Below are 23757 nucleotides of genomic sequence, written 5' to 3'. Positions count from 1 at the left end.
GCGTGCCGGAGCGAAAGGCGCATCATCCCAATGATCGTCTTGCTGCCGCAGCCAAATCGGCGCAATTTGGCGGTCTCGGTTGATTTGCGATCCAAGGGTTCACTGTCTGATGATCACCGCTTCCAAGGCCTTCATTGCATTCTGCCTGCTCGCGGTGGGCGGTACCGTGCTGGTGATCGGTCCCACCGAGCTGCGCCGCCTGCTGCCGGGCGGCGCGCAGACCGAGACCGCCGTCGCCGCCAAGCCGGAGGCAAAGCCCGAAGCCAAGGCGGAGACCAAGGCCGAGATTAAGGCCGAGACCAAGCCAGAGCCGAAGCCGGACGAGCCAAAGCTCGCCGCCGCGCCGCCTGCGCCATCGGCGCTCCCGGCCTCCGCGCCGAAGGTCGATGCGCTGGCCGAGACGCAGAAGCAGGCCACCGCGCTGGCCGATCTCGTGCCGGCCAAGCCGCCGGCAGCCACGACCGATACCGGCCCGCGGTTCGACGTCGCGCGCGTCGACGATCACGGCGAGGCGGCGGTGATCGCGGGTCGCGCTGCGCCGGGTGCACAGGTCGAGCTGCTGCGCGACGGCAAGCCGCTCGATACGGTGGTCGCCGATGCCTCGGGCCAGTTCGTGATGACCCCGTCACAGCTTCCCGCCGGTTCCTATGAACTGACCCTGCGGGCGAAAGCGCCCGATGGTACCGTTACGCAATCGGGCCGCAGCATGCCGGTGACCATCGCCGAAGCCGCGCCGCCGCCCGCGCCGGTCGCGAGGCAGGAGCCGGCGCAAGCGCCGAAGCGGGCCGAGAAGCCCGACGACAAGTCTGATGTCGTGGCATCCCTGCCGTCGGCATCGTCGCGCCAGGCATCGGCGCATGACAGGCCCACGGTTCAGCCGAGATTTATCGGTGCACCGAAACCCAGGGTCATGGCGCGAGCGCCCGCGGCCACGACCGTTGCATCGGCCTCGCCGGCGGAAATCATCAGCGGTCCACCGGCCGAAGCAGGCGGCAGCCGGGTGATCTCCCGCGGCGACAGCCTGTGGGCTCTCAGCAAGCTCGCTTACGGCGACGGCGCCCGCTACGCGGTGATCTTCAACGCTAACCGCGGCAAGATTCACAACCCCAACCTGATCTATCCCGGCCAGACTTTTGTGGTGCCGCGGAAGGCGGATTGAGGTCGCATCGGCAACGCCGGTGCGCGTTGCGACGCTTTGCCCTCCGTCTCTCCGGAACTTTCGGTTCCCAAGCGCGTCATTGTGATGCGCCCCAGTGCGCGCTTGGCGCTGGGAGGAGGCCGAGGTGGTCAGGTCCGCTTTCATGTCGGGACGCATGGGACTGGCGCTGGCGGGCGCTGCTCTCGTGATTGCGGCAGTGCTGCTGCCGAATAAGGCCGAGGCACAGTTCGGATTGCGCGGTGGCCCGCTCGGTGTTGCGCGCTTTGCCGTCGGCCACGTGATCGGCATGTCGCGCCTGCGCCATTCGCGCATGGCGGTACGGGGCGGCCGATACCGTTCCGCCGCGTTGAGGTCGCAGGATCCTCGCGGCGCCGAGCGCGGCCAGCCGGCCAACCCCTACATCCTGCGCGCGGCGCTCACGGCGCAAGCTGCGCTGTCGGGCTGGCATGGTGGCCGCCGCCCGCAGGGCTGGTGGCGCCACCCCGATGGCAGCTATGGCTGGGCGGGCCCGGTGTTCTGGCCGTTCGCGCATGACGACCTCACCACCGCAATCATCCTGGGCGATACGACCAGCCTCTCGCTCTATGGCTATGGCGACATCTACGCCGCGATCTTCGCGCCTTATGCGGCCACGGAGTTCGCCGCCTACACAGCGTCGCAAGGCAGGCGCGCGCGAAAGGTCCCTTCGGTCGAGGCCGTTTGCGATGCCAGCGATACCGGCGGCCTGCCGGTCGACCGCATCGCCGCCCAGGTGCAGCCGAACGAATTGCAGCGCGCCGCGCTCGATGAGCTCGCGATCGCCTGGGTCGCTGCGCGCGACACCATCCGCGCGGCCTGCCCGACGCAGGCCCCCGCGACCTCCGCGGAGCGCCTCGGCCTGATGCAGACGCGCCTCGCGGCCATGATCAAGGCGACGGATGCTATCGCGCCGTCGCTTGCCAAATTCGTCGATCTTCTCGATGCCGGCCAGAAGGCAAAGCTCGACGCGCTGGCCAATGAGCGGCGTGCCGCGCTTGCGGCCGGCCAGCGCAAGGACGCGCAGGCGCCAGCCGCGTGCGAGGCCGGCTACGATCCCCGCTATGATGTGCAGGCACAGCGGCAATACGAGCAGCTCGTGCAGCAGCAATGGCCCGGCGAGATCGCGTCCACGCTGAGGCTTGACGACACCGCTCGCGCCCGGTTCGAGGTGCTCCAGGACACCACGCTCCGCACCATGGAGACACTGAGTGCGTGCCCGTCCAAGGCCGAGCCCACGCCGCAGGCCCGCCTCACCGTCGTGAAGGCGCGGCTGGAGACGATGCTGCAGGCGGTGAAGGGCGTCGGCGACGCGCTCGACGATTTCGAGGCGGACTTGAGCGACGAGCAGAAGGCCGGCTTCGAGGCGATCGGGCCGAAGCGGGGGGTCTGATCAGCCGCACGCCCAGTCGAACTTCATGTCCTTGAAGTCGAGCTGCGCATTGCCGCCGCCGAAATTGTAGCCGCCGAAATATTCCTCGAACTCGATGTAGAACGGGCTCATCTCCGGCACGGCCTGGCACGGCCGCATGGTGCCGCCGAGATGGTTGTGCGCGTGATCCTTGCCCCAGTCGTGCAGGCGGAAATTGTCACGGCTCGGCACACCCCCGACATAGTAATAGTAGGGCTGATAACCGGTCGGCGGGTTTTGCCTTGTGTGCTCGTCCTGCGGGCCCTTGCCGGCATTGGGATCGGTCGCGCGCGGCACAAGCGCGATCGCGCGGGTCTCGCTGAGATCGGCGCGCGGCTGCGCGGCAAACATCTTTCTTGCATAAGGCGCGGCGGCCTCGAAGAAGGCACTGGCGCCGCCGACGTCGAGCCAGCGCGGCCGATCGGCTGTCGCAAGGGGAAGCGGTGCCGGCGGCGTCGCGAATGCGCCTGCATATTCGGCTTTGGTCAGCAGCAACGCGGCATATTCGTAGTCGAGAATGTCGGTCATGCGCGAAAGCCGCGGATGCGCTGGTCGCGCCGCCACGGCCTCGCGAATCTCGGGATCATCGGGCGCCCCGCCGTCATTGTGATCCGGCGCGGTCGCGAAGAACGACACCGCAACGATGTCCTCGCCATGCACGCGATAATCGTCTGGCAGCTTCAAGGTGAAGCCGTGCATCAGTGGAAAGCCGGTGACGGGATCGAGCGGCCATTGCTCGCTCGCGATGCCCGGCGGCAGGCCAAAGACCCAACCGTGATCGCGCGCACGATCAGCGGGACGGTCCAGCATCTGCAAATCATACGCGCGCGAAGGCAAGGCAAACGCCACGATCGTCTCCATCCGAATTCTCGCCTCGGCGTTGAGGCGATGGTTAGTCGCGGGGAGGAGGGATGTGGTTCGTGGGAGGGGTGCGTGAGATGATACCATCCTGCCGGTGTTTTGCCCGACGTGTCAAACCACTCCGGCACCCGCGTAAGTCATTGATCTTGCGGACCCCGTCTACTGTGCATGGGGTTGTTTTCGACTTTTTTGTTGTTGGCTATCCTCGGCGGCGCGCGGCGGACGCATCCACCACGTTCTCCACCTGCTCGCGCCAGCCCAAAATCTCCATCGCCAGCACGGGGTGATTGAACCCCTTGAGCACGAGGTCGTCGAGCGCGCGGGCTTCGACCCAGGGCTCGACGATGCCGTAGACGCGGCGGCTGACCACGATCTGGTTGGCCTTGGCTTCGTCGCAGAGACGCGAGGCGAGGTTGGTGACGCTGCCGATCGCGGCATATTCCAGCCGCTGCTCGAAGCCGACCTGGCCGAGCGTGGCATAGCCGAGCGCGATGCCGATGCCGAAGCCGAGCGTGTGCCCGCGGTTGCGCCACTTCTCGGTCAGCGGGCCGATCGTGTCGCGCATCTCCACCGCCATCTGTACCGCGCGCCGCGTGTGGTCTTCGAACTGGATCGGCGCGTTGAACAGGATCATCACGCCGTCGCCGGCATATTTGTCGAGCGTGCCCTCGTATTTGAAGATCAGCTTGCCGAGCGCGACGTGATATTCGCGCAGCACGTTCATCGCCTCTTCCGGCTCGGTCGCCTCGGTGAAGGCGGTGAAGCCGCGCAAATCGCAGAACACCACGGTGACCTCGCGGCGATGGCTGTCGAGCAGCGAGTCATGACCATCCGACGACGCGATGAGCTGGGCGACCTGCGGCGCGAGAAAGCGTTCGAGCCGCTTGATGCGGCCGATCTCGCCGAGCTGCTTCTCGACGCGCTCTTCCAGGGAGCGGTTCCAGTTGCGAAGCTGCTCGGTCTGCTCCTGCAGCTTTGCCGCCTGCTGCTGCACGGTGTTATGCGCGGCGGCGAGCTCGCGGCCCTTGCGATCGACCTCGGTGAACAGCCGCGCGTTGCGCATCGACAGCACGGCCTGGTTGGCGAAGGTGCGCATCAGGCCAATGAGGCTTCCGGCGAACTCGCCGCCGGCCCGGCGCAGCACCACCAGCGAGCCGAGCGTGCCCTGCTGGTCCACCAGCGGCACCACCAGCACCGAGTGGAAGCCGGCATCGATCGCGACGTCGCGCAGCGGCTGCTCGGAGGCCCGGTCGAGATCGGCGATCGCGATCGGCTCGCCGCTGTCGGCGGCATCGCTCAGGATGTTCGCGCCTTGCTGGATCGTGACATGCGCGCCGTCGGCCGATTTGTCGATGCCGTTGGATTCGATCAGGTTGAAGCGGCGCGTCTCGGCATCGAAGCCGTAGATCAGCACCGCATCGGCATGGGTGATCTCGATCGCGCGCGCCGCGATGGTCGGCAGCACGGCGTTGAGATCGAGCGAGGAGGCGACCGCGCGGCCGACCTCTTCCAGCGCCTTGAGCTCGTTGATCGACTGCGCGAGATCGCGGGTGCGCGCCTCGACCTTGGTCTCCAGGTCCGAATAGGTTTCCTGGAGCTGGCCGGCCATGCGGTTGAACTGGCCGGCGAGGTCTTCCAGCTCGTCGGAGGTGTGGACGTCGATGCGGTGGCTGAAATCGCCTTCGCCGAGCTTGTGCGCGCCGTCGCGCAGCGCCGTGATCGGGATGATCATGCGGCGGGCGAGCAGCGTGCCGGCGAGGATCGCGACCATCAGGCCCATGCCGATCAAGAGCGCGATGCGCACGAGCTGGTCGCGGATCGGCATCAACGCCTGCGTCGTCGGCTGCTCGAACATCACATTCCAGCCGAGCTTCGGCACGGTGCTGGCAGCGCTCATCACCGCATGGCCGTTGAAGTCAGTGCCCGAGGTGTCGGGCTCGCGGCCGGGCGCAATCGCCGCCGCCACCTGCGGCAGCTTCGACAGATCCTTGCCGACATCGGGCCCTTTCGACGAGGTCGCCAGCACGCGGCCGCGCGGATCGACCACATAGGCGAATGCGGCCTTGCCGACCTGGGCGTCGGACAGGAAGTCGGAGAGGAAGCTGAGGTCGATCTCGGCCACGGTGACGCCGGCATTGAAGCCGGAATGCGCCACCGAGATCGACATCATCGGCGTCCGGTCGGAGAACCAGGCCGGCGCGTAGCTGACGCCGCGGGCGACCGTGTCGGTGAAGCGCATGTCGCGGGAGAGGTCGGCATTGCCGCCGGTCGTGGTCGACTGGCGCGAGACGCGCAGCACCTCGCGTCCCTCACCGTTGAGCTGGAACAGCTGATTGACGACCGAGACCTGGTGCAGGAGCGATGCGTAGTCGGCGCGGCGCTTCTCGAGCGTGTCCTGGCTTGCCCGCGTCACCCAGCTGATCTGGCGCTCGAGCTCGGAGATCGACTGCTCGATCCGCCGGGCGGCTCCTTGCGCCTTGTCGTCGAGCCCGTCGGTCAGCTGGGTCTTGGTGGCGCGATAGGAGATCCAGGTCTCCATCGCGCCGTTGACGGCGAGGACAAACACGACGAGGCCGACGAGGGAGACGACATATTTGGCGAACAGGCCCTCGCGCAGAAACCGTGTCTTGTCTTTCGCTCCCGCCATCCAGATCCTCTCGCGCCGTCATCGACGCCGGCGCTACGGGCCGTACCGGTCCACGCGCCCTTCTACCACAATTCGGGCCAGCGGACCGTCCAGCGACCTGTGGACCGGCCAGCGTGGTTACCCACTGTCGACGCCGGGCTGGGCCGGAAGGGGCGTGAATTGTCGCGGCCTCATCCCTTTGGAGGAAGCGGCGGGCGGGGAGGCCGATGTAAGGATTGGCGTGGAGTCCAGTGCGTTGGTCGGCCAATCATCGATTAAAGAGCTGTCGCAGCACGTCGTTCATCGGCTGGCTGTCCTGCTGCGCCACCGCCGGGTCGTCCTGGGCCGGGGGCGCGGGAGAGGCCTGCGGAGCGGGGGTGGACGGTGTTGCCGGCAGGCCGCGACTACGGCCGGTGCCAGTGCTGGTCCCCGCGCCGCTGGAAAGCCCCTGCTGGATCAAATTGCCGATCGCCTCGCCCAGCGGACCGCCGAGCGGGTTGCTCTGTCCCTGCTGCTGGGTTTGCGGATTGGCGTTGCCGCCGCCCGGCGCGGCGGTACCGCCCAAGCCGAGGCTGCCCAGGATATTGCCGAGCCCGGCGCCATCGGGGCCGAACAGGCCCTTGCCCATCTCGCGCAGCTTGGCATAGGCGGCGTCCGGATTGTCCAGCATGCCGGCCATGTCAGGGTAGATCCGCGGCTGCGACCAGCTGCCCTGGATCATCACGGGAATGCCGAAGCCGACCGGCTCCGACGCGCGGCCCTGGCCTTCGGTGGTCATCACGAGCTTCGGCTCGACGCGAAAACCCATCATCTTGGTGTCGAGGGCAATGGTGCCGGCGCCGGTCACGCGCACCAGCGGTCCGATCAGATTGAGATCGGTCGTCACCGCCTGACCCTTGTCGATGCGGAAGGACGCCGAGAGCTGCGACAGATCCGTGCTCTGGGCCTCACTGTCCTGCCAACCGGACAGCGTGCCCGATGTCAGCGAGCGGATCATCTGCGCGATGTTGATGCCGCGGATGGCGCCGTCCTGGAAATTGACGAAGGCCGTGCCCTGCATGTTCGCCATCAGCGCGCGCTGGCTGGTGCCGGCGCTGCGCAGCGCGAGCTTGGCCTGCAGCTTGCCGTCGATCCGGTCGAACTCGGCAAGGCCCTGGAGCAGCGGCAATGCGCGCACGCCGACGAGATCGGAATGCATGGCAAAGCTCGGTGCGCCGGTTGTGGCATCCAGGATCACTTCGCCCGAGACCTGGCCGTCATAGGCGCCGAGATTGGCGGTGCCGGCCTTCAGCACGCCGCCGGCGAGCTTCGCATCGAGCGCCAGCGGCGCGAGGCGCGCATCGCCGATCACGGCCTCGTTCGCGGAGATCCTGATTTGCGCGTCGACATAATTGAGCCCGGACACGTCGATCGGTGCATTGCTCCAGGGTTGTCCCGACATGCCCTCCGGCGATTTCGCCACCGGAATCGCGAGCCGCTGGAAGTCGAGATCGACCTTGACCAGGGGCTTGCTCGCAATGTCGACCGAGGCCCAGCCGTTGAAGGCGCCGTCACCGAGCCTGCCGTTCACGCCGTTGATCATCACGACATCGCCGCTCAGCCGCATCTCGGCATGGCCGGCGAGCTGGGACTTCAGCACATCAGGCATGTCGATGGCGAAATCCACCGGAATGGTCGGCCGGTCGGCCGGCGTCGCCGGCGTCGACGCCTTGATATCGAACTTGGTCGGGTGATCGCCGACCCGCGCGGTGCCGGCGATGTCGACCTTGCGGTCGCGGCCAATGACGGCATCGGCATTGATGGCGCTGATGCGGCCCTCGACGCGATCGCGCACGCGCGCGAATGCGACTTCACCATCGATGACCTTGACGCGGTCGATGGTCGCGCCACCGGTGTCGAGCGCCAGCGGCTTCGACGCGGTGCCGGCATTCGGCAGTCGCTCGCGCAGCAGCTGCTGATGGAGCACGGGATGGGTGACGACGAGTTCGCTGATCTTCGGGCTGCCCGACCATACGCTCGAGAGCGACATGTCGGCCTGCACGCTGTCGACCGTCAGGCGCGTGATGCCGCTGCGGTCCTTCGGGTCCTGAAGCGTGAGCTCGTTGAGCGTGACGTTCAGTGTCGGCCACAGGCTGATCTTCGTGGTGCCGTCGATCGACAGGCGATAGCCGGTCGCGCTCTCGACCCGCGAGGCAATCGTCGTGGCCAGGAATCCCGAGGGAATCCCGACCACGAGGAGAAGCCCGATCACGATGATGACGGCGGCTATCGCCGCGCCGGCGAATTTCACTGCTCTCATGTCGACTTTCCAACGACGGACAATCGGCGGCGAATCCCGCAGATGAGCGTCCTATGCATCCGTCCTTTGCACCTGAGTTTATCCCCGGACGGGAAGCGGCTCCAAGCACGTAAAAATAGTCGGGGGGTGCTGCAAAGTTATGTGACTTATGACACACTTCCCCGGCTCGGTATTACGCGATCCTGATTTGATGGTTCCAAGCGATTTGCCAGGAAAACTGGCTAAGGAAATTCACAAGGACATTGAAATGAGCAAGCAGGCCGAATTTGCGGTCATCCTGAAGATGAACGCGATGTTCGCCGATCTCGGCGGAGACGAGCTCCAGCGGCTGTCGAATCTCTGCCACACCCAGCATCTGGCGAATGGCGAGGTGCTGTTCCAGAAGGGCGATGCGGGGGACGCGCTGTTCGGCGTGCGCCGGGGCCAGGTCCGCATCGAGACCGGCGTCTCCGACGGCAGCCGTCTGACCCTGAACTTCATGGGCCCGGGCGACCTGTTCGGCGAGGTCGCGGTGCTGGACGGCCAGAGCCGCACTGCGGATGCGACCGCAGGCGAAGCCAGCGAACTGTTCGTGCTGCGGCGCGAGGATTTTCTCAGCTTCCTCGAACGCGAGCCGAAGGTCGCGATCAAGATCATCGCGCTGCTGTGCCAGCGCATCCGCTGGCAGAGCGAGCGCATGGAAGAATCCATGCTGCAACCGCTGCCGGTGCGGCTGGCACGGCGCCTCTGCGCGCTCGCCGCCGATTTCGGCTCGGAGGTCCACATCTCGCAGGAACAGCTCGGCATCTTCGTCGGCGCGGCCCGCGAGAGCGTCAACCGCCAGCTTCAGGCCTGGCGCAAGGAGGCGATCCTCGATCTCCAGCGCGGCCGCATCCTGCTGCGGAACATGACCAAGCTGACGGCGATCGCGCGCAACGAGTAGGGGATCGGCTAAACCGCTTCGCCGTCCGGGCGGTGCGACCGGTGCGCTTGAACGCTCCGAAGCGAAGACGATCTTCTGCGACGTCGGTTTCGCTGACGCCGCTCGCTGAACCAGCTTGAGCTGTCGACGTCCGTATCATGGCTACTCCGCCGCGGGGTGTACCATGCCCTTTTTATCCGGCGCCGCGCCGTGATGATCGGCGGTCTCGGCATCCTCGCTATGCACGATGAGCCGCTTGGCGAATCGCCAGATCAAGGCACCGAGATCGTCCATCACCATGAACATCGCGGGCACGAATACCAGCGACAGTATGGTCGAGAAGATCAGGCCGCCGATCACCGCGAGCGCCATCGGCGAGCGGAATTCGCCGCCGGCGCCGACCGCGAGCGCGCTCGGCATCATGCCCGCGGCCATCGCGATCGTGGTCATCACGATCGGGCGCGCGCGCTTCATGCCGGCGTCGATCATCGCTTCCTCGCGCGGCTTGCCGGCGCGGATCGCCTCGATGGCGAATTCCACCAGCATGATCGCGTTCTTGGTGACGATGCCCATCAGCATCAGGATGCCGATCCACACCGGCGTGGTGAGCTGCTTGCCGGTGATGAGCAGGGCGGCGATGGCGCCGCCGATCGAGAGCGGCAGCGAGAACAGGATGGTGATCGGCTGCAGGAAGGTGCCGAACAGCAGCACCAGCACGGCGTAGACCATCATCAGGCCCGCCGTGATCGCCGTGGCGAAGCCGTCGGACAGTTCGTTCAGGCTCTCGGCGTCGCCGGAGGGTGACACCTTCACGCCCTTCGGCCGGCTCTTCATCACCGGCAGGTCGTAGATCTTCTTGGTCGCGTCGCCGAGCGCGGCGGAGCCGACGAGGTCGGCGGCGACGGTTGCCTGCCGCTCACGATCGTAGCGGTTGATGCTGGTCGGACCCTGGTCGAGCTTGACGTCGGCGATGACCGAGAGCGGCACGCCGCCCTTCTCGCCGCGCTCGCCGAGCGGCACGCGCAACTGTTCGAGCGTCCTCAGATTGCCGCGCGCGGCGTCCTCGAGCTGGACGCGGATCGGCACCAGGCGGTCGCCGACGTCGAACTTGGCGAGCGCGGGCCCGACATCGCCGATGGTGGCGACGCGGATGGTCTGCGACAGGCTTTCCGTGGAGACGCCGAGGCGCGCGGCGAGATCTGCGCGCGGCTCGATGCGAAGCTCGGGCCGCTCGAGCGTGGTTTCCGAGATCACGTTGGAGATCGTCGGAATCCGCTTCATCTGCGTCGCGAGCTCGCTGGCGACGTTGTTGACGATGTTGGCGTCGACGCCGGTTACGACCAGCGAGATGGCGCGCAGGCCGTTCTCGTCGAGGAACCAGAAGCGGATGTCGGGAACGTTCTCCAGCTCCTGGCTGATCGAGAATTCGAGCTCGCGCTGGGTGATGTCGCGGCTGTCCTTGGGCGTGTAGTTGATGATCAAGGAGGCGCGCCGGACTTCCTGGGTGCCCGGCGGGACGCGCCCGCCATCGACGAAGATGCTCTTCACCTCCGGCCGCTTGCGCAGGCGTGCGACGATGTCCTCGGTGACCTTCTCGGTGTAGGCAAGCTGGGTGCCCGGCGGCAGCTCGAGCGCCAGCAGCGAGCGCGCGCTGTCCTGCGCCGGCAGGAAGCCCTGCGGCAGCAGCGTGATGCTCCAGATCGAGGCGGCGAACACCCCGAAGCCGATCAGCACGGTGATGAAATGGTGCTTCACCGACCAGGCCACGATCCTGTGATAGGTCCGCAGCACGCGGCCGGGCGGCGGCTCTTCGTGCGCATGGTGCTTGAGGAAGTAGGCGGCCAGCACCGGTGTGACGAAGCGCGCCGCGAGCAACGAGAAGAACACCTGCACCGAGACGGTGATGCCGAACTGCTTGAAGAACTGTCCGGCGATGCCCGACATGAAGCTTGCGGGCGCGAAGATCGCGATGATGGTCAGCGAGATCGCGATCACCGCGAGGCCGATTTCGTCGGCGGCCTCGAGCGCGGCACGGTAGGGCGATTTGCCCATGTTCATGTGCCGGACGATGTTCTCGATCTCAACGATGGCGTCGTCGACCAGGATACCCGTCGACAGCGTGATGGCGAGGAAGCTGACGAGGTTCAGCGAGAAGCCGAGGAGGTCCATCGCCCAGAACGCCGGGAAGATCGACAGCGGCAGCGAGATCGCCGCAATGATGGTGGCGCGGAGGTCCCGCAGGAACAGGAGCACGATGATGACGGCGAGGATGGCGCCTTCGAACAGGGTCGAGATCGCCGCGTGGTAATTGCCCTTGGTGTATTCGACCGAGGTGTCGATCAGCTTGAGGTCGACGTCGGGATAGGCCGCCTTGAGCGCTTCGATGCGCTTCTCCACGGCCTCGGCCACCTTCACGTCGCTGGCGCCCTTGGATCGCTTGATGCCGAGCGCGACCACCGGCTCGCCGTTGAAGCGGGCGAAGGTGCGGCGGTCCGCGATGGTGTCGGTGACGGTGCCGAGATCGTCGAGCCGGACCTCGCCGCCGCCGAACAGCGGGATCATGGTGCCGGCGAGATCGCCCAGCGTCTTGGCGCCCGCGAGCGTGCGGATCGCCTGGTCGTTCTTGCCGATCTCGGCGCGGCCGCCGGCGACGTCGACATTGGTGCCGCGCAGGCTCTGGCTGACATTGACCGCGGTCAGCCCCATTGCCTGCATCCGGTCCGGATCGAGCGAGACCAGAATCTCGCGCTCGACACCGCCGATGCGCTCGACCTGGGCGACGCCGCGCACGCCCTGCAGCGCGCGCTTGACCACGTCGTCGACGAAATAGGAGAGCTGCTCCGGCGTCTTGCCGGGCGAGATCGCAGCATAGGTGACGATCGGCAGGCCGATGACGTCGACGCGCTGGATCAGCGGCTCGGTGACGTTCTGCGGCAGGTTGGATCGCACCCGCGTCACCGCGTCCTTGACGTCGTTGAGCGCGCGGTCGGTGTTGGTCTCCAGCGCGAACTGGATGGTGGTCACTGACACGCCGTCGGTGATCGAGGAGGTGATGTGCCTGACGCCCTCGACGCCGGAGACAGCGTCTTCAACCGTCTTGGTGACCTGGGATTCGAGTTCTGCTGGTGCTGCGCCGAATTGCGACACCACGACCGAGATCACGGGAATGTCGGCCGAGGGCAGCCGCGTTATCGCGAGCTTGGTGAAGGACACCCAGCCGAGGACCAGAAGGATGATCGAGAAGACGACCGACGGCAGCGGATTGCGGATCGACCAAGCCGAGATATTGAGAGCCATCAGCGTACCCGCGTGCGATCGAGTTCATCGGCGAACATGGTCTTGATCTGGTCGCCGTCATGGAGCGAAGAGCCGGCGTCGGCCACGACGATTTCGCCGACCTCGAGCCCCTCCAGGATTTCCGTCGCGCTGTCGGACGACAGCCCGACCCGTACCTTGCGCGTCTCGACAATATTGTTTTTGACGACCTGAATAGTGAGATGGTCGATCGCGGTCTTGGGGATCGAGACGCCGCAGCTTCGCTTGGCGTCGATCGAGGCGCGCGCAAACACGCCGACCTTGAGCGATGGATTGTTGGTGACGCTGATGCGGACGCGGCCGAGCTGCGTGGTGCGGTCGATTTCGGGCGCGACCAGCCGGACCCGTCCGATCAAATCGGGCGCGTCGTCGCGGCTGATGCGCACGGTCGCGCCGGGGTTTAGCTTGGGCATGTGCACCGCCGGGACCTGGGCGTCGAGCTCGATCTCGTTGTTGACGGCGATGCGGAACATCGGGCCGGCCTGCGGCGAGGCGGGCGCGCCGACGATGGTGCGTACTTCGGTGACGAGGCCTGGCGCGGGCGCCTTCAGCGAGATCGGGCCTTGCGGGCCGGGTCTTTGCGGCTGGCCGGGGATCTGCGGCGGCGCCGTCAGGCGCGCCAGCTCCTGATTCTCGGTGACCATGGCGCCTTCGGTGACAAAGAGGTCGGTGACCCTTGAGCCTTCCTGGTCGGCGACGACCACGGCCTCGCGGCGCGGCACGAAGAAGCCGGTCACCCGCACGAGGTCGGAGAAGCAGGCGTTGGTCGACTTCGTCACGATGACGAGCGCCTCGCTCGGCGTGTCCTTCGCCTCGGTGCGATGCCGATGCTCGAACAGATAATAGCCGACGCCGAGCGCAACGACGAACACCACGGTTCCGGCAGGCTTGAGATATTCGGAGGCGTTCATCGCCGGATTGTCCTGGCCTGGCTCACGGCCATCCGCACGAGGCCTGCTGAGAGCGTTTCCCTGAAATAAAGCGGCGTCCCGCAAGGCTGCGGGACGCGCTTTTGAAGCAAGACTTTACACCACATCACGACTTGGCACTTCAAAGGATTTGGCACTTCAAAGGATTACGTCGTGCTCTCACTTCGATGCGGTGGTCTTGTTTTCCATGTTGACGACCTGCACGCGGCGATTGACCTCCGCCATCGGCTGGGCCGGGTCCTTCAGCTTGCTCTTGCCGTAGCCGACGGTGACGAGATCGGTCGCGGCGATGCCGTATTTGTCGACGAGGTAGCGCTTGATCGAATCCGCGCGGCGCTCCGACAGGTCCTGATTGTAGCCCTCGCCGCCGGCGGCGTCGGTGTGGCCGGCCACCACGAAGGTCGAGCCCTTCAGGTCGGGGCTGGTCAGCGCGCGACCGAGCGCCTGTACCGAGGCGAGCGACTTGGCGCTGATATTGGCCGAGTTGTAGTCGAACGTGATTTCAAGATCGATGTTCGGCTTGTCCTTGGCCACCGACGCGATCTCTTCGCGCTCGGTCGACGAAAGCGAGCGCGTCGAGCGGCCGCGCACGGACCGGATCAGCTTGGTTTCCGCCGCACTGGGTGCGGGTTCGGCCTGCGGGGCGATCGAGAGGCCGCGGGTCAACGGCTTCTTCGGCGGCGGCGCCAGCGCGCGGACGATCTCGTCCTCGGTGACGTTCTTGCTGTTGTTGTCGTCGCCCGCGAATGCGAGCGGGGTCGTCAGCGACAGAGCCGCGCCGACCGTGATGATGGACAGGATCGCGGTCAATCCCTTTGCAGCCAATCTCATTGCCAGTCCCTCCTGCGCAGCGGACATGCGCGGTTCCAAAATTCCTGCAATGGCCCCCCGGGAAAGGCCGCCTGCGGCATCCGTCCGTTAGTCTTCCCTGGGCTGCCGAGGGTTCGAGGCGTCTGCCGCCTCAACTCAAAAAATACTAGCGTACTCCGTAGCTTGCGAACTCCTGAACAATGTTCGGGTCCATCGCCTTGGCATTGGCGATATCGAGCGCGCCTTCCTGGGCCGAGCCGTTGCGCTGCTTGGCAATCCCGCGGCCAAAGAGCGAGGAGGTCAGGCGCGGGTTGATCCTCAGGGCTGCGTCGAAATCGGCGATGGCGTTCTTGACCGCTCCCGATTTCAGATTGACGAGTCCCCGGCTGTCCAGTGCATCGACGAAATTCGGCCGCAGCCGCAGCGCCTCGTTGCAATCCTTCAGCGCGCCCTGGAGGTCACCGACCACGGTGCGGGTCCAGCAGCGGTTGTTCAGCGCCTCGACGTCCTTCGCGTTGATCCGAAGCGTCTCGTCGAAATCCTTGATGGCCAAATTGTAGGCGCCCTTGCTGGCATAGACCTGACCGCGCCGGTACAGCGCGTTCACGTCGTCCGGATTGGCGGCGATCTTGGCCGTCAGGCCCTTGATGGTCGGATCCTCCGCCAGCGCGGCCGCGCTCGGCCCGCTATCCATGCTCGGTGCGGGGGTGGTCTCGGCTGGTTTCACCGGCGGTGGCGCCGGCGGCAAGGCGGCCTCGACCTGCGGTTTCGGTGAGGGTGCCGCTGCCGGAGCAGGTGCAGGTGCAGGTGCCGCTGCCGTGTCCGCCGGCTTCGGCGGTGGAGGCGGTGCGGGCGGAGCCGGCGGCGGGTTGTTGGCGACGACCTGCGGCGGCGATGGCGGCGGTGCCGTCACCGACGGACGCGATCCGCCGGCGCCCGGAATGAACGAAAAATCCTCGGCGAGCGAGGAGGAGATCCACGGCACCTGTTCGCCGCGCGAGGCGCGGGTGACGCCCATCTTGGTGCGGTTCAGCGTCTCCTCGGCCATCAGGTCGGGGACGCGGATCTCCTTCAGGAGTTCCTGGACGAACAGGCTGTGCTCGCCGCCCGCATCCGAGACCACCGAGGCCAGCGCCGCCGAGTACATCACCAGCGTTCCATTCGGCGCGATGACCGGCGTCAGGCCGGCCGAGAAGCTGCGGAACCGGCGCTCGAAGGGATTGCGCCTGGAGGCGTCGATCAGCGCGATCTTGACCCCCGCGCCGCGGGTATTGAGTTCGCCGAGCACGGTCTCCAGGCTGAAACCGTCGCGGCGGACGTCCGATTCTGTCCAGATCTGCGCGTCGATCGGCAGCATGTAGCTCTGGCGCGCCGACTGGATGCCGAAACCGCTGAAGAAGATCAGCGCCACCGAGCCCGGCTTGATCTTGCCATAGAGCTTGTCGAACGCGCGGCGCATGCCGTCGCCGGTCAGGTTCTCGCCGATTTCAACGGAAAAGCCGTCGCGCTTGAGCTCGTCGGCGATGTCGCGCGCGTCGTTCAGCGGTTCCTTCAGCGGGGCGTCCGCGTCCGGATATTTGGCGTTGCCGATGACCAACGCATAACGGTCGCCGGCGGCCAGGGATGGCGCAACCGGGACGAGCGAAACGAGCAGGGGCAGAAGAAAAAGGAAGCGAATTTTCATAATCAGCGCGGTCCAGCCAAAAAGGCGCCGTTACCAGCTTGCGCCGCGGCGACCTTAACTTACGCAATGTGCATTATCAAACCGCGGAAGGGGGGCGTCAACCGCTTGGAGATTCGGCATTATCGCGACAATTGACCGCGATGCACGGGCACGCTTGGAGGGGAATGAACGGGCAGTCACGGATGTGCTCGGCGCCATCTGGTTCGACTCTGCGGCAGGATGCTGGAGCCGCAGCGACAAAGAAGATGTGAGCGTTCTCACATAGCAGGCCGGACGCTGTCGCGGCCCTCCGGTGTTTGACCTTTGCGGCGGACGATGGCTTGGTGCGCTCGATCGTCCCCGAAGGTCCAACTCAGAAAAGAAAATCATGGGAAACGCCTACGAAATCTATGCCCTGCGTTATGCGACGATGTCGCCACGCACCCCCAACATGAATTTCCTTCAGCCCGACCCGCATGACAGCGCGGCGCAGGATCTCGACTATTTCGTCTGGCTGATCCGCGGCGGCGGCTGCGACATCCTGGTGGATACCGGCTTCAATGCCGAGGAGGCGAGCGCGCGGGCGCGCAAGCTGACGCTCAATCCGGTCGATGCGCTGGAGCGCTTTGGCGTCGCGGCGTCGAGCGTTCGCGACATTATCGTGACGCATCTGCATTACGACCACGCCGGCAATCTCGATCGCTTTCCGAATGCGCGCTTCCATCTCCAGGAGCGCGAGATGGCTTACGCGACGGGACGCTGCATGTGCAACGGACTGCTGCGACACCCGTTCTCGGTCGAGCACGTCACGCAGATGGTGCGTCATGTCTATGGCGAGCGCGTCAATTTCTATTCCGGCGATGGCGAGATCGCGCCCGGCGTCACCGTGCACCGTGTCGGCGGCCATTCCGACGGCTTGCAGGTGGTCAAGGTCGAGACCGCGCGCGGGCCGGTGGTGCTGGCGTCCGATGCCGCGCATTATTACGCCAATCTGCAGCGCAAAAGCCCGTTCCCCATCGTCTACAATATCGGCGACATGGCGCAGGGCTGGGAGACGATCGAACGCCTCGCCGGTCATCCCGATCGTTTCATCCCTGGCCATGATCCGATCGTGACGGAAATGTATCCGCGTGCCAGCGACAAGGTCGATGCCTGGGCGCTGCATTTGCCGCCGTCGCGGTCGTTTGCGAAGTGACGGAATCCGGGGCGTGTGCTTGCGAGCCCTAAGCGCGGCTCAGATCAGGCGAGCCTGGTGTCCGCTGCGCTCCTGAAAGCAGCGCGCAAACGAGCATCGCCGCAGGTCCGATTCGGGCCAATACCAGAAGTGAGTGTGTCGTTCGGTCACCAAGGGTCAGTTTTGGCCATTGGGCTGGTTTTGGTTGCCACCTCCAAAGCCGGAGTTGAATCCTTGATTGCCGAGGTAGCCGCGCATGCCATGCGAATGTCTGCGATGGTGGGAAAAGCCGTAGGCTCCATGGCGATGGTGCCGCTCGAAGCGTTCCTCGCCGTCGCCATGCCCCTTGCCTTTTCTAACGAGAATGAAGGCGCCAGAAGTATCCGTTGACTGCATGTCGAGGAGGGTCGGGGCGACCGGAAATGCTCGCGCCGGGAGCGTCGCTTCGGCAAGCGAGAACAATACCATCAAGGCAAAGAGAAAACGGTTCGTCATGTTTCCTCCCGACAAACCCGATGAATGACGCCGCTTCATCTTATCCCCCGTAGGGACCAAGGCTCGTGCCATGCCTAAAACCTAGCACTTCGCGACCGGACGACGAGCAAGAAATGGGGCAAAATTGCACCAGTTTTCTGACTGGGCCCAATGTCCGGGTTGGGTCAAAAGCGCCGGTTCGAGCCTCAGCCGGCGATTTCCGGTCTGACCCCTTCTTCGGACATGTTCAGCCTCTGAGACGGGCGGCGGGCGTGGTGTCAGCGAGTGCCGGCAGGATCCGCACAAGCAACGATATCGCGGGGAGATCTTCGAGCCGCTACCTCCGGCGGAGAGAATACCGCCAAATATCCTCCGTCCCCTGCGAGCTTGTATGTGGCGACCTCGCGATAGCCGACGGCGGTCAATTCGCAGCGCAAGAGCTCAATTGGCGTGCCATGCTTCGACGTCGGAAGCTCGAGATCGACAATCCCGACCCGCGCACCCTGCTTCAAGGCGGGCGCGAGATTGTAGAGGAAGGCGTAGGGTTGGGCTACCTCGTGATACATGTGCACGAGGATTGCGGCATCCAGCGAGGAAGCGGGCAGACGCGGATCGTGCGGTTCGCCGAGGGCGAATTGCACGTTCGTCAACTTCAGACGTTCTGTTCGCCTGGCGAGCTCGACGAGGTAATCCCGCGTGACGTCCTGGGCAACGACAGAGCCGGCGGGTCCGACGAGGCGGGAGAGCCTGACCGTGTGGTAGCCACTGCCTGCTCCAATGTCGCCCACTGTCATACCTGGTTTCAGGTCAAGCGCACGTGCGATTTGACCGGCCTCATTGAGGGCGTCGCGGCGCTCTTCGGCGGCGCGGCGCGGGCTGACGATCCGTGCAACAGCGCGCTGTGGTGAGGGAAACTCGTTTGCAGCGACTCCGGGGGGAGCCAGATAATTTATGTCAGCGGCGTATGCGCGGGTTGCGGCAAACGCCACAAGTAGCGCCGCTATATAAGCCAGTGCCGTGACGGACCTGCCAAGCTTTCTCAATCGGCCTCCCAAAAGCCGACGTCTGCAGCTCTATGAGTACGCGCCCTAATACGCCTCTTTCGCGTCGGCCTCTTCGCTGGTCTGGATCAGGTCGAGGCTCTGTTCGATCTTGCCGAGCAGGGCCGAAAGTTGCTTGCGCTCCTGCCCGGAGAGGCAGGCGAGGATCTCGTCTTCCCGCCGCAGCAATTGCGGGAACAGCTCTTCGTACAGCGCGCGACCCTTCTTCGTCAGTTGCAGGCGGAATTCGCGGCGGTCGGCTTCGTTCTCGACCCGCTCGATCAGCCCCTCGTGCAGCAGCGTGGTCACGGCGCGGCTGATGGTGGATTTGTGCGTGCGGGTGCATTGAGAGATGTACTGCGCGCTACAGGCATCGTTGCGGAAGCCGAGCGTCGCGATCACGCGCCAGGCTGGAATGTCGAGGCCGTGACGCTCCTGATATTCGACCGCAAGCGCGGAACTCACCTCCGCAGCAAGCCGGTTGAGGCGGAACGGCACGAACTTGAACAAATCGAGCCGCGCCTTCGTCCGCAATGAAGCGTCGTCGGCCTCACGTGCCTTCAGCGCGATGTCGCTGGATGTCCTCGCCAAGGCTTGCGCTCCGAATTCCAGTTGACGGCCGGCCGGCTCCGGTCCAAAATAGTTGCACGTGAGACTATCTAGCAGATCAGTCCTCTCTTGACCAGAGCCGAGGTTAGCGCATGGCGCAGGCCAATACGCAGCAGGCCAAAACCCAGTTCGGCTATCGCCGCCACCCCGACCAGGATCGTCCCGGCCACAGTGCGGCCGAGCATCCCGTGGTGGTCGTCGGCGCGGGGCCGGTGGGGCTGTCGCTCGCGATCGACCTTGCCCAGCGCGGCCAGCGCGTCGTCCTTCTGGATGATGCCGACCGGATCGGCGAAGGCTCGCGCGCGATCTGCTTCTCCAAGCGGTCGCTCGAATATTGGGACCGGCTCGGCGTCGGCGACCGCATGGTCGAGAAGGGCGTGGTGTGGAGCGTCGGCCGCATCTTCCATGGCGAGTCGCAGCTCTACCAGTTCAACCTGCTGCCGGAAGACGGTCACAAGCGGCCGGCCTTCATCAACCTCCAGCAATATTACGCCGAGGCCTATCTGGTCGATCGCATCAGCGATCTGCCTGAGATCGATCTGCGCTGGCGCAACAAGGTGACGGCGCTTGAACAGCGCAACGATTCCGTCGCGCTGACGATCGAGACGCCGGAGGGCGCCTATCGCCTGCACGCGCAATATGTCGTCGCCTGCGACGGCGCGCGCTCGTCACTGCGGCAGATGGTCGGCGCCGAGTTCGCGGGACAGGTGTTCGAGGACCAGTTTTTGATCGCCGACGTCAAGATGACGGCGGAGTTCCCGACCGAGCGCTGGTTCTGGTTCGATCCGCCGTTTCATGCCGGGCGCTCCGCGCTGCTGCACCGGCAGCCCGACGACGTCTGGCGCATCGATCTCCAGCTCAATCGCTTTGCCGATCCCGTCGTCGAGAAGAAGCCGGAGAACGTGCGGCCGCGGATCGCACGCATGCTCGGCCACGACAAGTTCGAGTTCGAGTGGATATCGCTCTACAAATTCCAGTGCCGGAGGATGGATCGCTTCCTCCACGGCCGGGTGATTTTTGCGGGCGATTCCGCGCATCAGGTCTCACCCTTCGGCGCGCGCGGCGCCAATTCCGGGCTAGAGGACGCGGAGAATCTGTCGTGGAAGCTCGACCGCGTGCTGCGCGGTACCTCGCCCGCGAGCCTGCTCGAGAGCTACCATGTCGAGCGCAGCCTGGCTGCCGACGAGAATATCCGCGAATCGACCCGCTCGACCGATTTCATGGCGCCGAACTCGCATCAGGAAGCGCGGCTGCGCAAGGCGGTGCTGTCGCTGGCCAAGGAAACGGAGTTCGGCAAGCGCATGGTCAATGGCGGGCGGCTCTCGGTGCCGTGCAGCTACGACTCGCCGCTGTCATCGCCCGATGCGGAGGCGTGGCGCGGCGGACCGTTGCCCGGCTCTTCCATGCTCGACGCCCCCGTTGGCGAGCAGGCCTATCTGACGGACGCATTCCGCCGGGGTGGAATGGACTTCACCTTGCTGTCGTTCAGCAATGGCGCGGCGATCGATGCGCCCGATGGTGTGAAGGATATCCGCATCGGTGGCGAGGGCGGGCTCGCCGATCCCTCGGGCCTGGTCGCAAAGCGCTATGACGCCGAGCCTGATACAGCCTACCTGCTCAGGCCCGACGGCTACGTTGCGGCGCGCTTCCGCCATCCGACGCGCGCGGCGATCGTGGCCGCCTTGTCGCGGGCCCAGGGCTTGAATTAAGGCTTGAATTGAGGATTCGCATGCCGCTTTCAACCAGCTCCAACTTCGCGCGGCCCGACGATGCCTTTCGTGCCATCGTCGAGGCGCACCGCGGCTTCACCGATGAGCAGAGCGCCGATTTCGACGCGGCACTGGTCCTGATCCTCGCCAACCATATCGGCGACATCGACGTGTTGCGGGAAGCGATCGTGCTCGCGAAGCGGCGCATGACCGACGGCCAGCAGCAACAACAGCAACAACAATAACCCAAAGACCTGAGGACGAATTGATGGCGAAGAACTTCGCATCCACCGGCGATCTCTCCGAAAAGAAGATCACCTTCTCCGAGATCGGCACCGATCTCTATGCCTTCACCGCGGAGGGCGATCCGAACACCGCGATCATCGTCGGTGACGACGGCTGCCTGGTGTTCGACGCGCAGTCGACGCCGGCGATGGCCAACAAGGTGATCGAGCGCGTCCGCACCGTCACCGACAAGCCGATCAAATATGTCGTGCTGTCGCACTATCACGCGGTGCGCGTGCTGGGCGCCTCCGCCTACAAGGCGCAGGGCATCGTGGCCTCGCAGGAGACCTATCGTCTGATCGAGGAGCGCGGCCAGCAGGATTGGGATTCCGAATATGGCCGCTTCCCGCGGCTGTTCCAGGATGCCGCGAGCATTCCCGGCCTGACCTGGCCGACGCTGACCTTCGAAGGCGAGATGTCGATCTATCTGGGAAAGCGCGAAGTGCGGCTGATGCAGCTCGGCGCCGGCCACACCTCCGGCGACATCGTCGCGTGGGTGCCGGATGCCGAAGTCATGTTCTCCGGCGACCTCATCGAATACCACTCGGCCTGCTATTGCGGCGACGCGCATTTGCGCGAATGGCCGCTGACGCTGAACGAGATCCGCAACTTCAATCCCAAGGCGATCGCGCCGGGCCGCGGCGATGCGCTGAAGGGCACGGCCACCGTGCGCGAAGCCATCGCGATGACGCGCGACTTCGTCACCTCGCTCTATGGCGCGGCCGAAATCTCGGTCGCCAGGGGGCGCACGCTGAAGGAATCGATGGCGGCGACGCGCGAAGTGATGGATCCAAAATTCCACAGCTTCGCCATCTACGAGCACTGCCTGCCGTTCAACGTGTCGCGCGCCTATGACGAGGCGTCGGGGATCGATGATCCCGTGATCTGGACCGACAAGCGCGACCAGGAAATGTGGGCCGCCCTGCAAGGAGGAGGATAGTCATGAACGTCAACACCTCGCCCGACCAGATCATCCGCAGCTCGGCGCAGGTCACGCCGGGCTACATGTCCGGCTTCGGCAACAGCTTCGAGACCGAGGCGCTGCCGGGCGCGCTGCCGATCGGACGCAACTCGCCGCAGCGCTGCGCCTACGGCCTCTATGCCGAGCAGCTCTCCGGCTCGCCATTCACCGCGCCGCGCGGCACCAATGAGCGCTCCTGGCTCTATCGCATCCGCCCGTCGGTGAAGCATTCCGGTCGTTTCGAGAAGGCCGATGCCGGCCTGTGGCGCTCGGCGCCCTGCCATGAATACGATTTGCCGATCGCGCAGCTGCGCTGGGACCCGGCGCCGATCCCGAAGGAGGACATGACCTTCCTTCAGGGCGTGCAGACCATGACGACCGCCGGCGACGTCAATACGCAGGCCGGCATGGCCGCGCATGTCTACCTCATCACCAAATCGATGGTGGACCAGCACTTCTACAATGCCGACGGCGAGCTGATGTTCGTGCTCCAGCAGGGCAACCTGCGCCTCGTCACAGAGTTCGGCCGCATCGACGCCGAGCCCGGCGAGATCGTTGTGATCCCGCGCGGCGTCAAATTCCGCGTCGAGATTCCGAACGGTCCTGCGCGCGGCTATCTCTGCGAAAATTACGGCGGCGCCTTCACGCTGCCGGAGCGCGGGCCGATCGGCGCCAATTGCCTCGCCAACGCGCGCGACTTCCTCACCCCGGTCGCGCATTACGAGGACAAGGACACGCCGACCGAGCTCTACGTGAAATGGGGCGGAGCGCTGTTCAAGACCGCGTTGCCGCATTCGCCGATCGACGTCGTGGCCTGGCACGGCAATTACGCGCCCTACAAATATGATCTGCGCACCTTCTCTCCGGTCGGCGCCATCGGCTTCGACCATCCCGATCCCTCGATCTTCACGGTGCTGACCTCGCCGTCGGAGACCGCGGGCACCGCGAACATCGACTTCGTGATCTTCCCCGAGCGCTGGATGGTGGCTGACAACACCTTCCGCCCGCCCTGGTATCACATGAACATCATGAGCGAGTTCATGGGCCTGATCTACGGCGTCTACGACGCCAAGCCGCAGGGGTTTGTCCCGGGCGGAATCAGCCTGCACAATTGCATGCTGCCGCACGGCCCGGACCGCGATGCGTTCGAGCACGCCAGCAACGGGGAGCTGAAACCGGTCAAGCTGACCGGCACCATGGCCTTCATGTTCGAGACCCGCTACCCGCAGCGCGTCACAGCGCATGCCGCGAAGTCGTCCACGCTGCAGGATAATTACGCGGATTGCTGGACGGGTCTGAAGAAGCGGTTCGATCCGAACAGGCGGTAGTCTTGCTTACCCTCCCCTTGAGGGGAGGGTCGCCACGCATGCAGCGAAGCGGAATGCGTAGCGAGGTGGGGTGACGGTCTCTCCGCAAGGAGCACTGCCCGTGTTGAGAGATCACCCCACCCCGTCTCATATTTCGCTGCGCTCAATATGAGCCTACCCTCCCCCTCCAGGGGAGGGTGACACCATCA

The 23757-nt window shown here is 65.3% G+C and carries 18 protein-coding genes; 8 read left to right on the top strand and 10 right to left on the bottom strand.

Translation table 11 applies throughout. The annotated features are described in order from the left end of the window. The first annotated feature begins 109 nt into the window (after positions 1-109). Together BJ6T_RS01515 and BJ6T_RS01510 are read left to right on the top strand one after the other, a co-directional pair. Positions 110-1159 (top strand): LysM peptidoglycan-binding domain-containing protein, encoded by a 1050-nt coding sequence (locus BJ6T_RS01515; protein ID WP_014490520.1) that lies wholly within the window; start codon positions 110-112, stop codon positions 1157-1159. Positions 1160-1301: 142 nt separating this feature from the next. Further along, positions 1302-2567, top strand: coding sequence for a Spy/CpxP family protein refolding chaperone (locus BJ6T_RS01510; RefSeq protein ID WP_043900327.1), 1266 nt, complete (start codon positions 1302-1304; stop codon positions 2565-2567). On the opposite strand, the gene BJ6T_RS01505 is transcribed toward BJ6T_RS01510, so the two are convergent. From BJ6T_RS01505 to BJ6T_RS01495, 3 genes are all read right to left on the bottom strand, one after another. Continuing rightward, on the bottom strand, positions 2568-3434 hold the full coding sequence (locus BJ6T_RS01505; protein WP_028170074.1) for a hypothetical protein: 867 nt from the start codon (positions 3432-3434) through the stop codon (positions 2568-2570). A gap of 211 nt (positions 3435-3645) precedes the next feature. Continuing rightward, entirely contained in the window at positions 3646-6093 is a 2448-nt protein-coding gene (locus BJ6T_RS01500; protein ID WP_014490517.1) for an adenylate/guanylate cyclase domain-containing protein, read from the bottom strand. Positions 6094-6340: 247 nt separating this feature from the next. Beyond that, positions 6341-8371, bottom strand: coding sequence for an AsmA family protein (locus BJ6T_RS01495; protein ID WP_014490516.1), 2031 nt, complete (start codon positions 8369-8371; stop codon positions 6341-6343). 247 nt (positions 8372-8618) lie between these two features. On the opposite strand from BJ6T_RS01495, the gene BJ6T_RS01490 reads away from it, so the two are divergent. Further along, on the top strand, positions 8619-9293 hold the full coding sequence (locus BJ6T_RS01490; RefSeq protein ID WP_028170075.1) for a Crp/Fnr family transcriptional regulator: 675 nt from the start codon (positions 8619-8621) through the stop codon (positions 9291-9293). Between the two features lie 141 nt (positions 9294-9434). Here BJ6T_RS01490 and BJ6T_RS01485 read toward each other — a convergent pair whose 3' ends face one another. From BJ6T_RS01485 to BJ6T_RS01470, 4 genes are all read right to left on the bottom strand, one after another. Further along, positions 9435-12569, bottom strand: coding sequence for an efflux RND transporter permease subunit (locus BJ6T_RS01485; RefSeq protein ID WP_014490514.1), 3135 nt, complete (start codon positions 12567-12569; stop codon positions 9435-9437). Continuing rightward, on the bottom strand, positions 12569-13498 hold the full coding sequence (locus tag BJ6T_RS01480) for an efflux RND transporter periplasmic adaptor subunit (protein WP_014490513.1): 930 nt from the start codon (positions 13496-13498) through the stop codon (positions 12569-12571). The genes BJ6T_RS01485 and BJ6T_RS01480 overlap by 1 nt, the downstream gene beginning before the upstream one ends. A gap of 177 nt (positions 13499-13675) precedes the next feature. Next, positions 13676-14347: an OmpA family protein gene (locus tag BJ6T_RS01475; RefSeq protein WP_014490512.1), complete on the bottom strand. Its 672-nt coding sequence runs from the start codon at positions 14345-14347 to the stop codon at positions 13676-13678. 145 nt (positions 14348-14492) lie between these two features. Continuing rightward, positions 14493-16010 (bottom strand): caspase family protein, encoded by a 1518-nt coding sequence (locus tag BJ6T_RS01470; RefSeq protein ID WP_014490511.1) that lies wholly within the window; start codon positions 16008-16010, stop codon positions 14493-14495. A gap of 367 nt (positions 16011-16377) precedes the next feature. Here BJ6T_RS01470 and BJ6T_RS01465 point away from each other — a divergent pair, with 367 nt between their 5' ends. Beyond that, entirely contained in the window at positions 16378-17184 is an 807-nt protein-coding gene (locus BJ6T_RS01465; protein ID WP_014490510.1) for an N-acyl homoserine lactonase family protein, read from the top strand. A gap of 156 nt (positions 17185-17340) precedes the next feature. Here the strand turns inward: BJ6T_RS01465 and BJ6T_RS01460 are convergent, their stop codons facing one another. From BJ6T_RS01460 to BJ6T_RS01450, 3 genes are all read right to left on the bottom strand, one after another. Continuing rightward, entirely contained in the window at positions 17341-17658 is a 318-nt protein-coding gene (locus BJ6T_RS01460) for a hypothetical protein (RefSeq protein ID WP_014490509.1), read from the bottom strand. Positions 17659-17915: 257 nt separating this feature from the next. Then, positions 17916-18680: a class I SAM-dependent methyltransferase gene (locus BJ6T_RS43010; RefSeq protein WP_225894918.1), complete on the bottom strand. Its 765-nt coding sequence runs from the start codon at positions 18678-18680 to the stop codon at positions 17916-17918. Positions 18681-18725: 45 nt separating this feature from the next. Then, positions 18726-19268, bottom strand: a complete 543-nt coding sequence (locus BJ6T_RS01450; protein WP_014490507.1) for a MarR family winged helix-turn-helix transcriptional regulator — start codon at positions 19266-19268, stop codon at positions 18726-18728. A 110-nt stretch (positions 19269-19378) separates the two neighbouring features. On the opposite strand from BJ6T_RS01450, the gene BJ6T_RS01445 reads away from it, so the two are divergent. From BJ6T_RS01445 to hmgA, 4 genes are read left to right on the top strand one after another with little or no spacing between them, the layout of a single operon-like run. Next, complete coding sequence (locus tag BJ6T_RS01445) at positions 19379-20995, top strand: FAD-dependent oxidoreductase (RefSeq protein ID WP_014490506.1); 1617 nt, start codon at positions 19379-19381, stop codon at positions 20993-20995. A gap of 20 nt (positions 20996-21015) precedes the next feature. Further along, on the top strand, positions 21016-21240 hold the full coding sequence (locus tag BJ6T_RS01440) for a DUF2783 domain-containing protein (protein WP_014490505.1): 225 nt from the start codon (positions 21016-21018) through the stop codon (positions 21238-21240). Positions 21241-21263: 23 nt separating this feature from the next. Then, positions 21264-22220 (top strand): MBL fold metallo-hydrolase, encoded by a 957-nt coding sequence (locus BJ6T_RS01435; RefSeq protein WP_014490504.1) that lies wholly within the window; start codon positions 21264-21266, stop codon positions 22218-22220. Between the two features lie 2 nt (positions 22221-22222). Beyond that, on the top strand, positions 22223-23569 hold the full coding sequence (gene hmgA, locus BJ6T_RS01430) for a homogentisate 1,2-dioxygenase (RefSeq protein WP_014490503.1): 1347 nt from the start codon (positions 22223-22225) through the stop codon (positions 23567-23569). Positions 23570-23757: the final 188 nt, after the last annotated feature.

The organism is Bradyrhizobium japonicum USDA 6, from assembly GCF_000284375.1.
Lineage (GTDB): Bacteria > Pseudomonadota > Alphaproteobacteria > Rhizobiales > Xanthobacteraceae > Bradyrhizobium > Bradyrhizobium japonicum.
Note: the sequence above shows the minus strand (reverse complement) of the source record. Positions and strands in the feature narration are given on the sequence as shown.

Excerpts from the sequence above, each read along its gene's own strand:
- BJ6T_RS01515 (WP_014490520.1), top strand. The coding sequence starts at position 110 with ATGATCACCGCTTCCAAGGCCTTCATTGCATTCTGCCTGCTCGCGGTG.
- BJ6T_RS01510 (WP_043900327.1), top strand. The coding sequence starts at position 1,302 with ATGTCGGGACGCATGGGACTGGCGCTGGCGGGCGCTGCTCTCGTGATT.
- BJ6T_RS01500 (WP_014490517.1), bottom strand. The coding sequence starts at position 6,093 with ATGGCGGGAGCGAAAGACAAGACACGGTTTCTGCGCGAGGGCCTGTTC.
- BJ6T_RS01495 (WP_014490516.1), bottom strand. The coding sequence starts at position 8,371 with ATGAGAGCAGTGAAATTCGCCGGCGCGGCGATAGCCGCCGTCATCATC.
- BJ6T_RS01490 (WP_028170075.1), top strand. The coding sequence starts at position 8,619 with ATGAGCAAGCAGGCCGAATTTGCGGTCATCCTGAAGATGAACGCGATG.
- BJ6T_RS01485 (WP_014490514.1), bottom strand. The coding sequence starts at position 12,569 with ATGGCTCTCAATATCTCGGCTTGGTCGATCCGCAATCCGCTGCCGTCG.
- BJ6T_RS01480 (WP_014490513.1), bottom strand. The coding sequence starts at position 13,498 with ATGAACGCCTCCGAATATCTCAAGCCTGCCGGAACCGTGGTGTTCGTC.
- BJ6T_RS01475 (WP_014490512.1), bottom strand. The coding sequence starts at position 14,347 with ATGAGATTGGCTGCAAAGGGATTGACCGCGATCCTGTCCATCATCACG.
- BJ6T_RS01470 (WP_014490511.1), bottom strand. The coding sequence starts at position 16,010 with ATGAAAATTCGCTTCCTTTTTCTTCTGCCCCTGCTCGTTTCGCTCGTC.
- BJ6T_RS01465 (WP_014490510.1), top strand. The coding sequence starts at position 16,378 with ATGGGAAACGCCTACGAAATCTATGCCCTGCGTTATGCGACGATGTCG.
- BJ6T_RS01460 (WP_014490509.1), bottom strand. The coding sequence starts at position 17,658 with ATGACGAACCGTTTTCTCTTTGCCTTGATGGTATTGTTCTCGCTTGCC.
- BJ6T_RS01445 (WP_014490506.1), top strand. The coding sequence starts at position 19,379 with ATGGCGCAGGCCAATACGCAGCAGGCCAAAACCCAGTTCGGCTATCGC.
- BJ6T_RS01440 (WP_014490505.1), top strand. The coding sequence starts at position 21,016 with ATGCCGCTTTCAACCAGCTCCAACTTCGCGCGGCCCGACGATGCCTTT.
- BJ6T_RS01435 (WP_014490504.1), top strand. The coding sequence starts at position 21,264 with ATGGCGAAGAACTTCGCATCCACCGGCGATCTCTCCGAAAAGAAGATC.
- hmgA (WP_014490503.1), top strand. The coding sequence starts at position 22,223 with ATGAACGTCAACACCTCGCCCGACCAGATCATCCGCAGCTCGGCGCAG.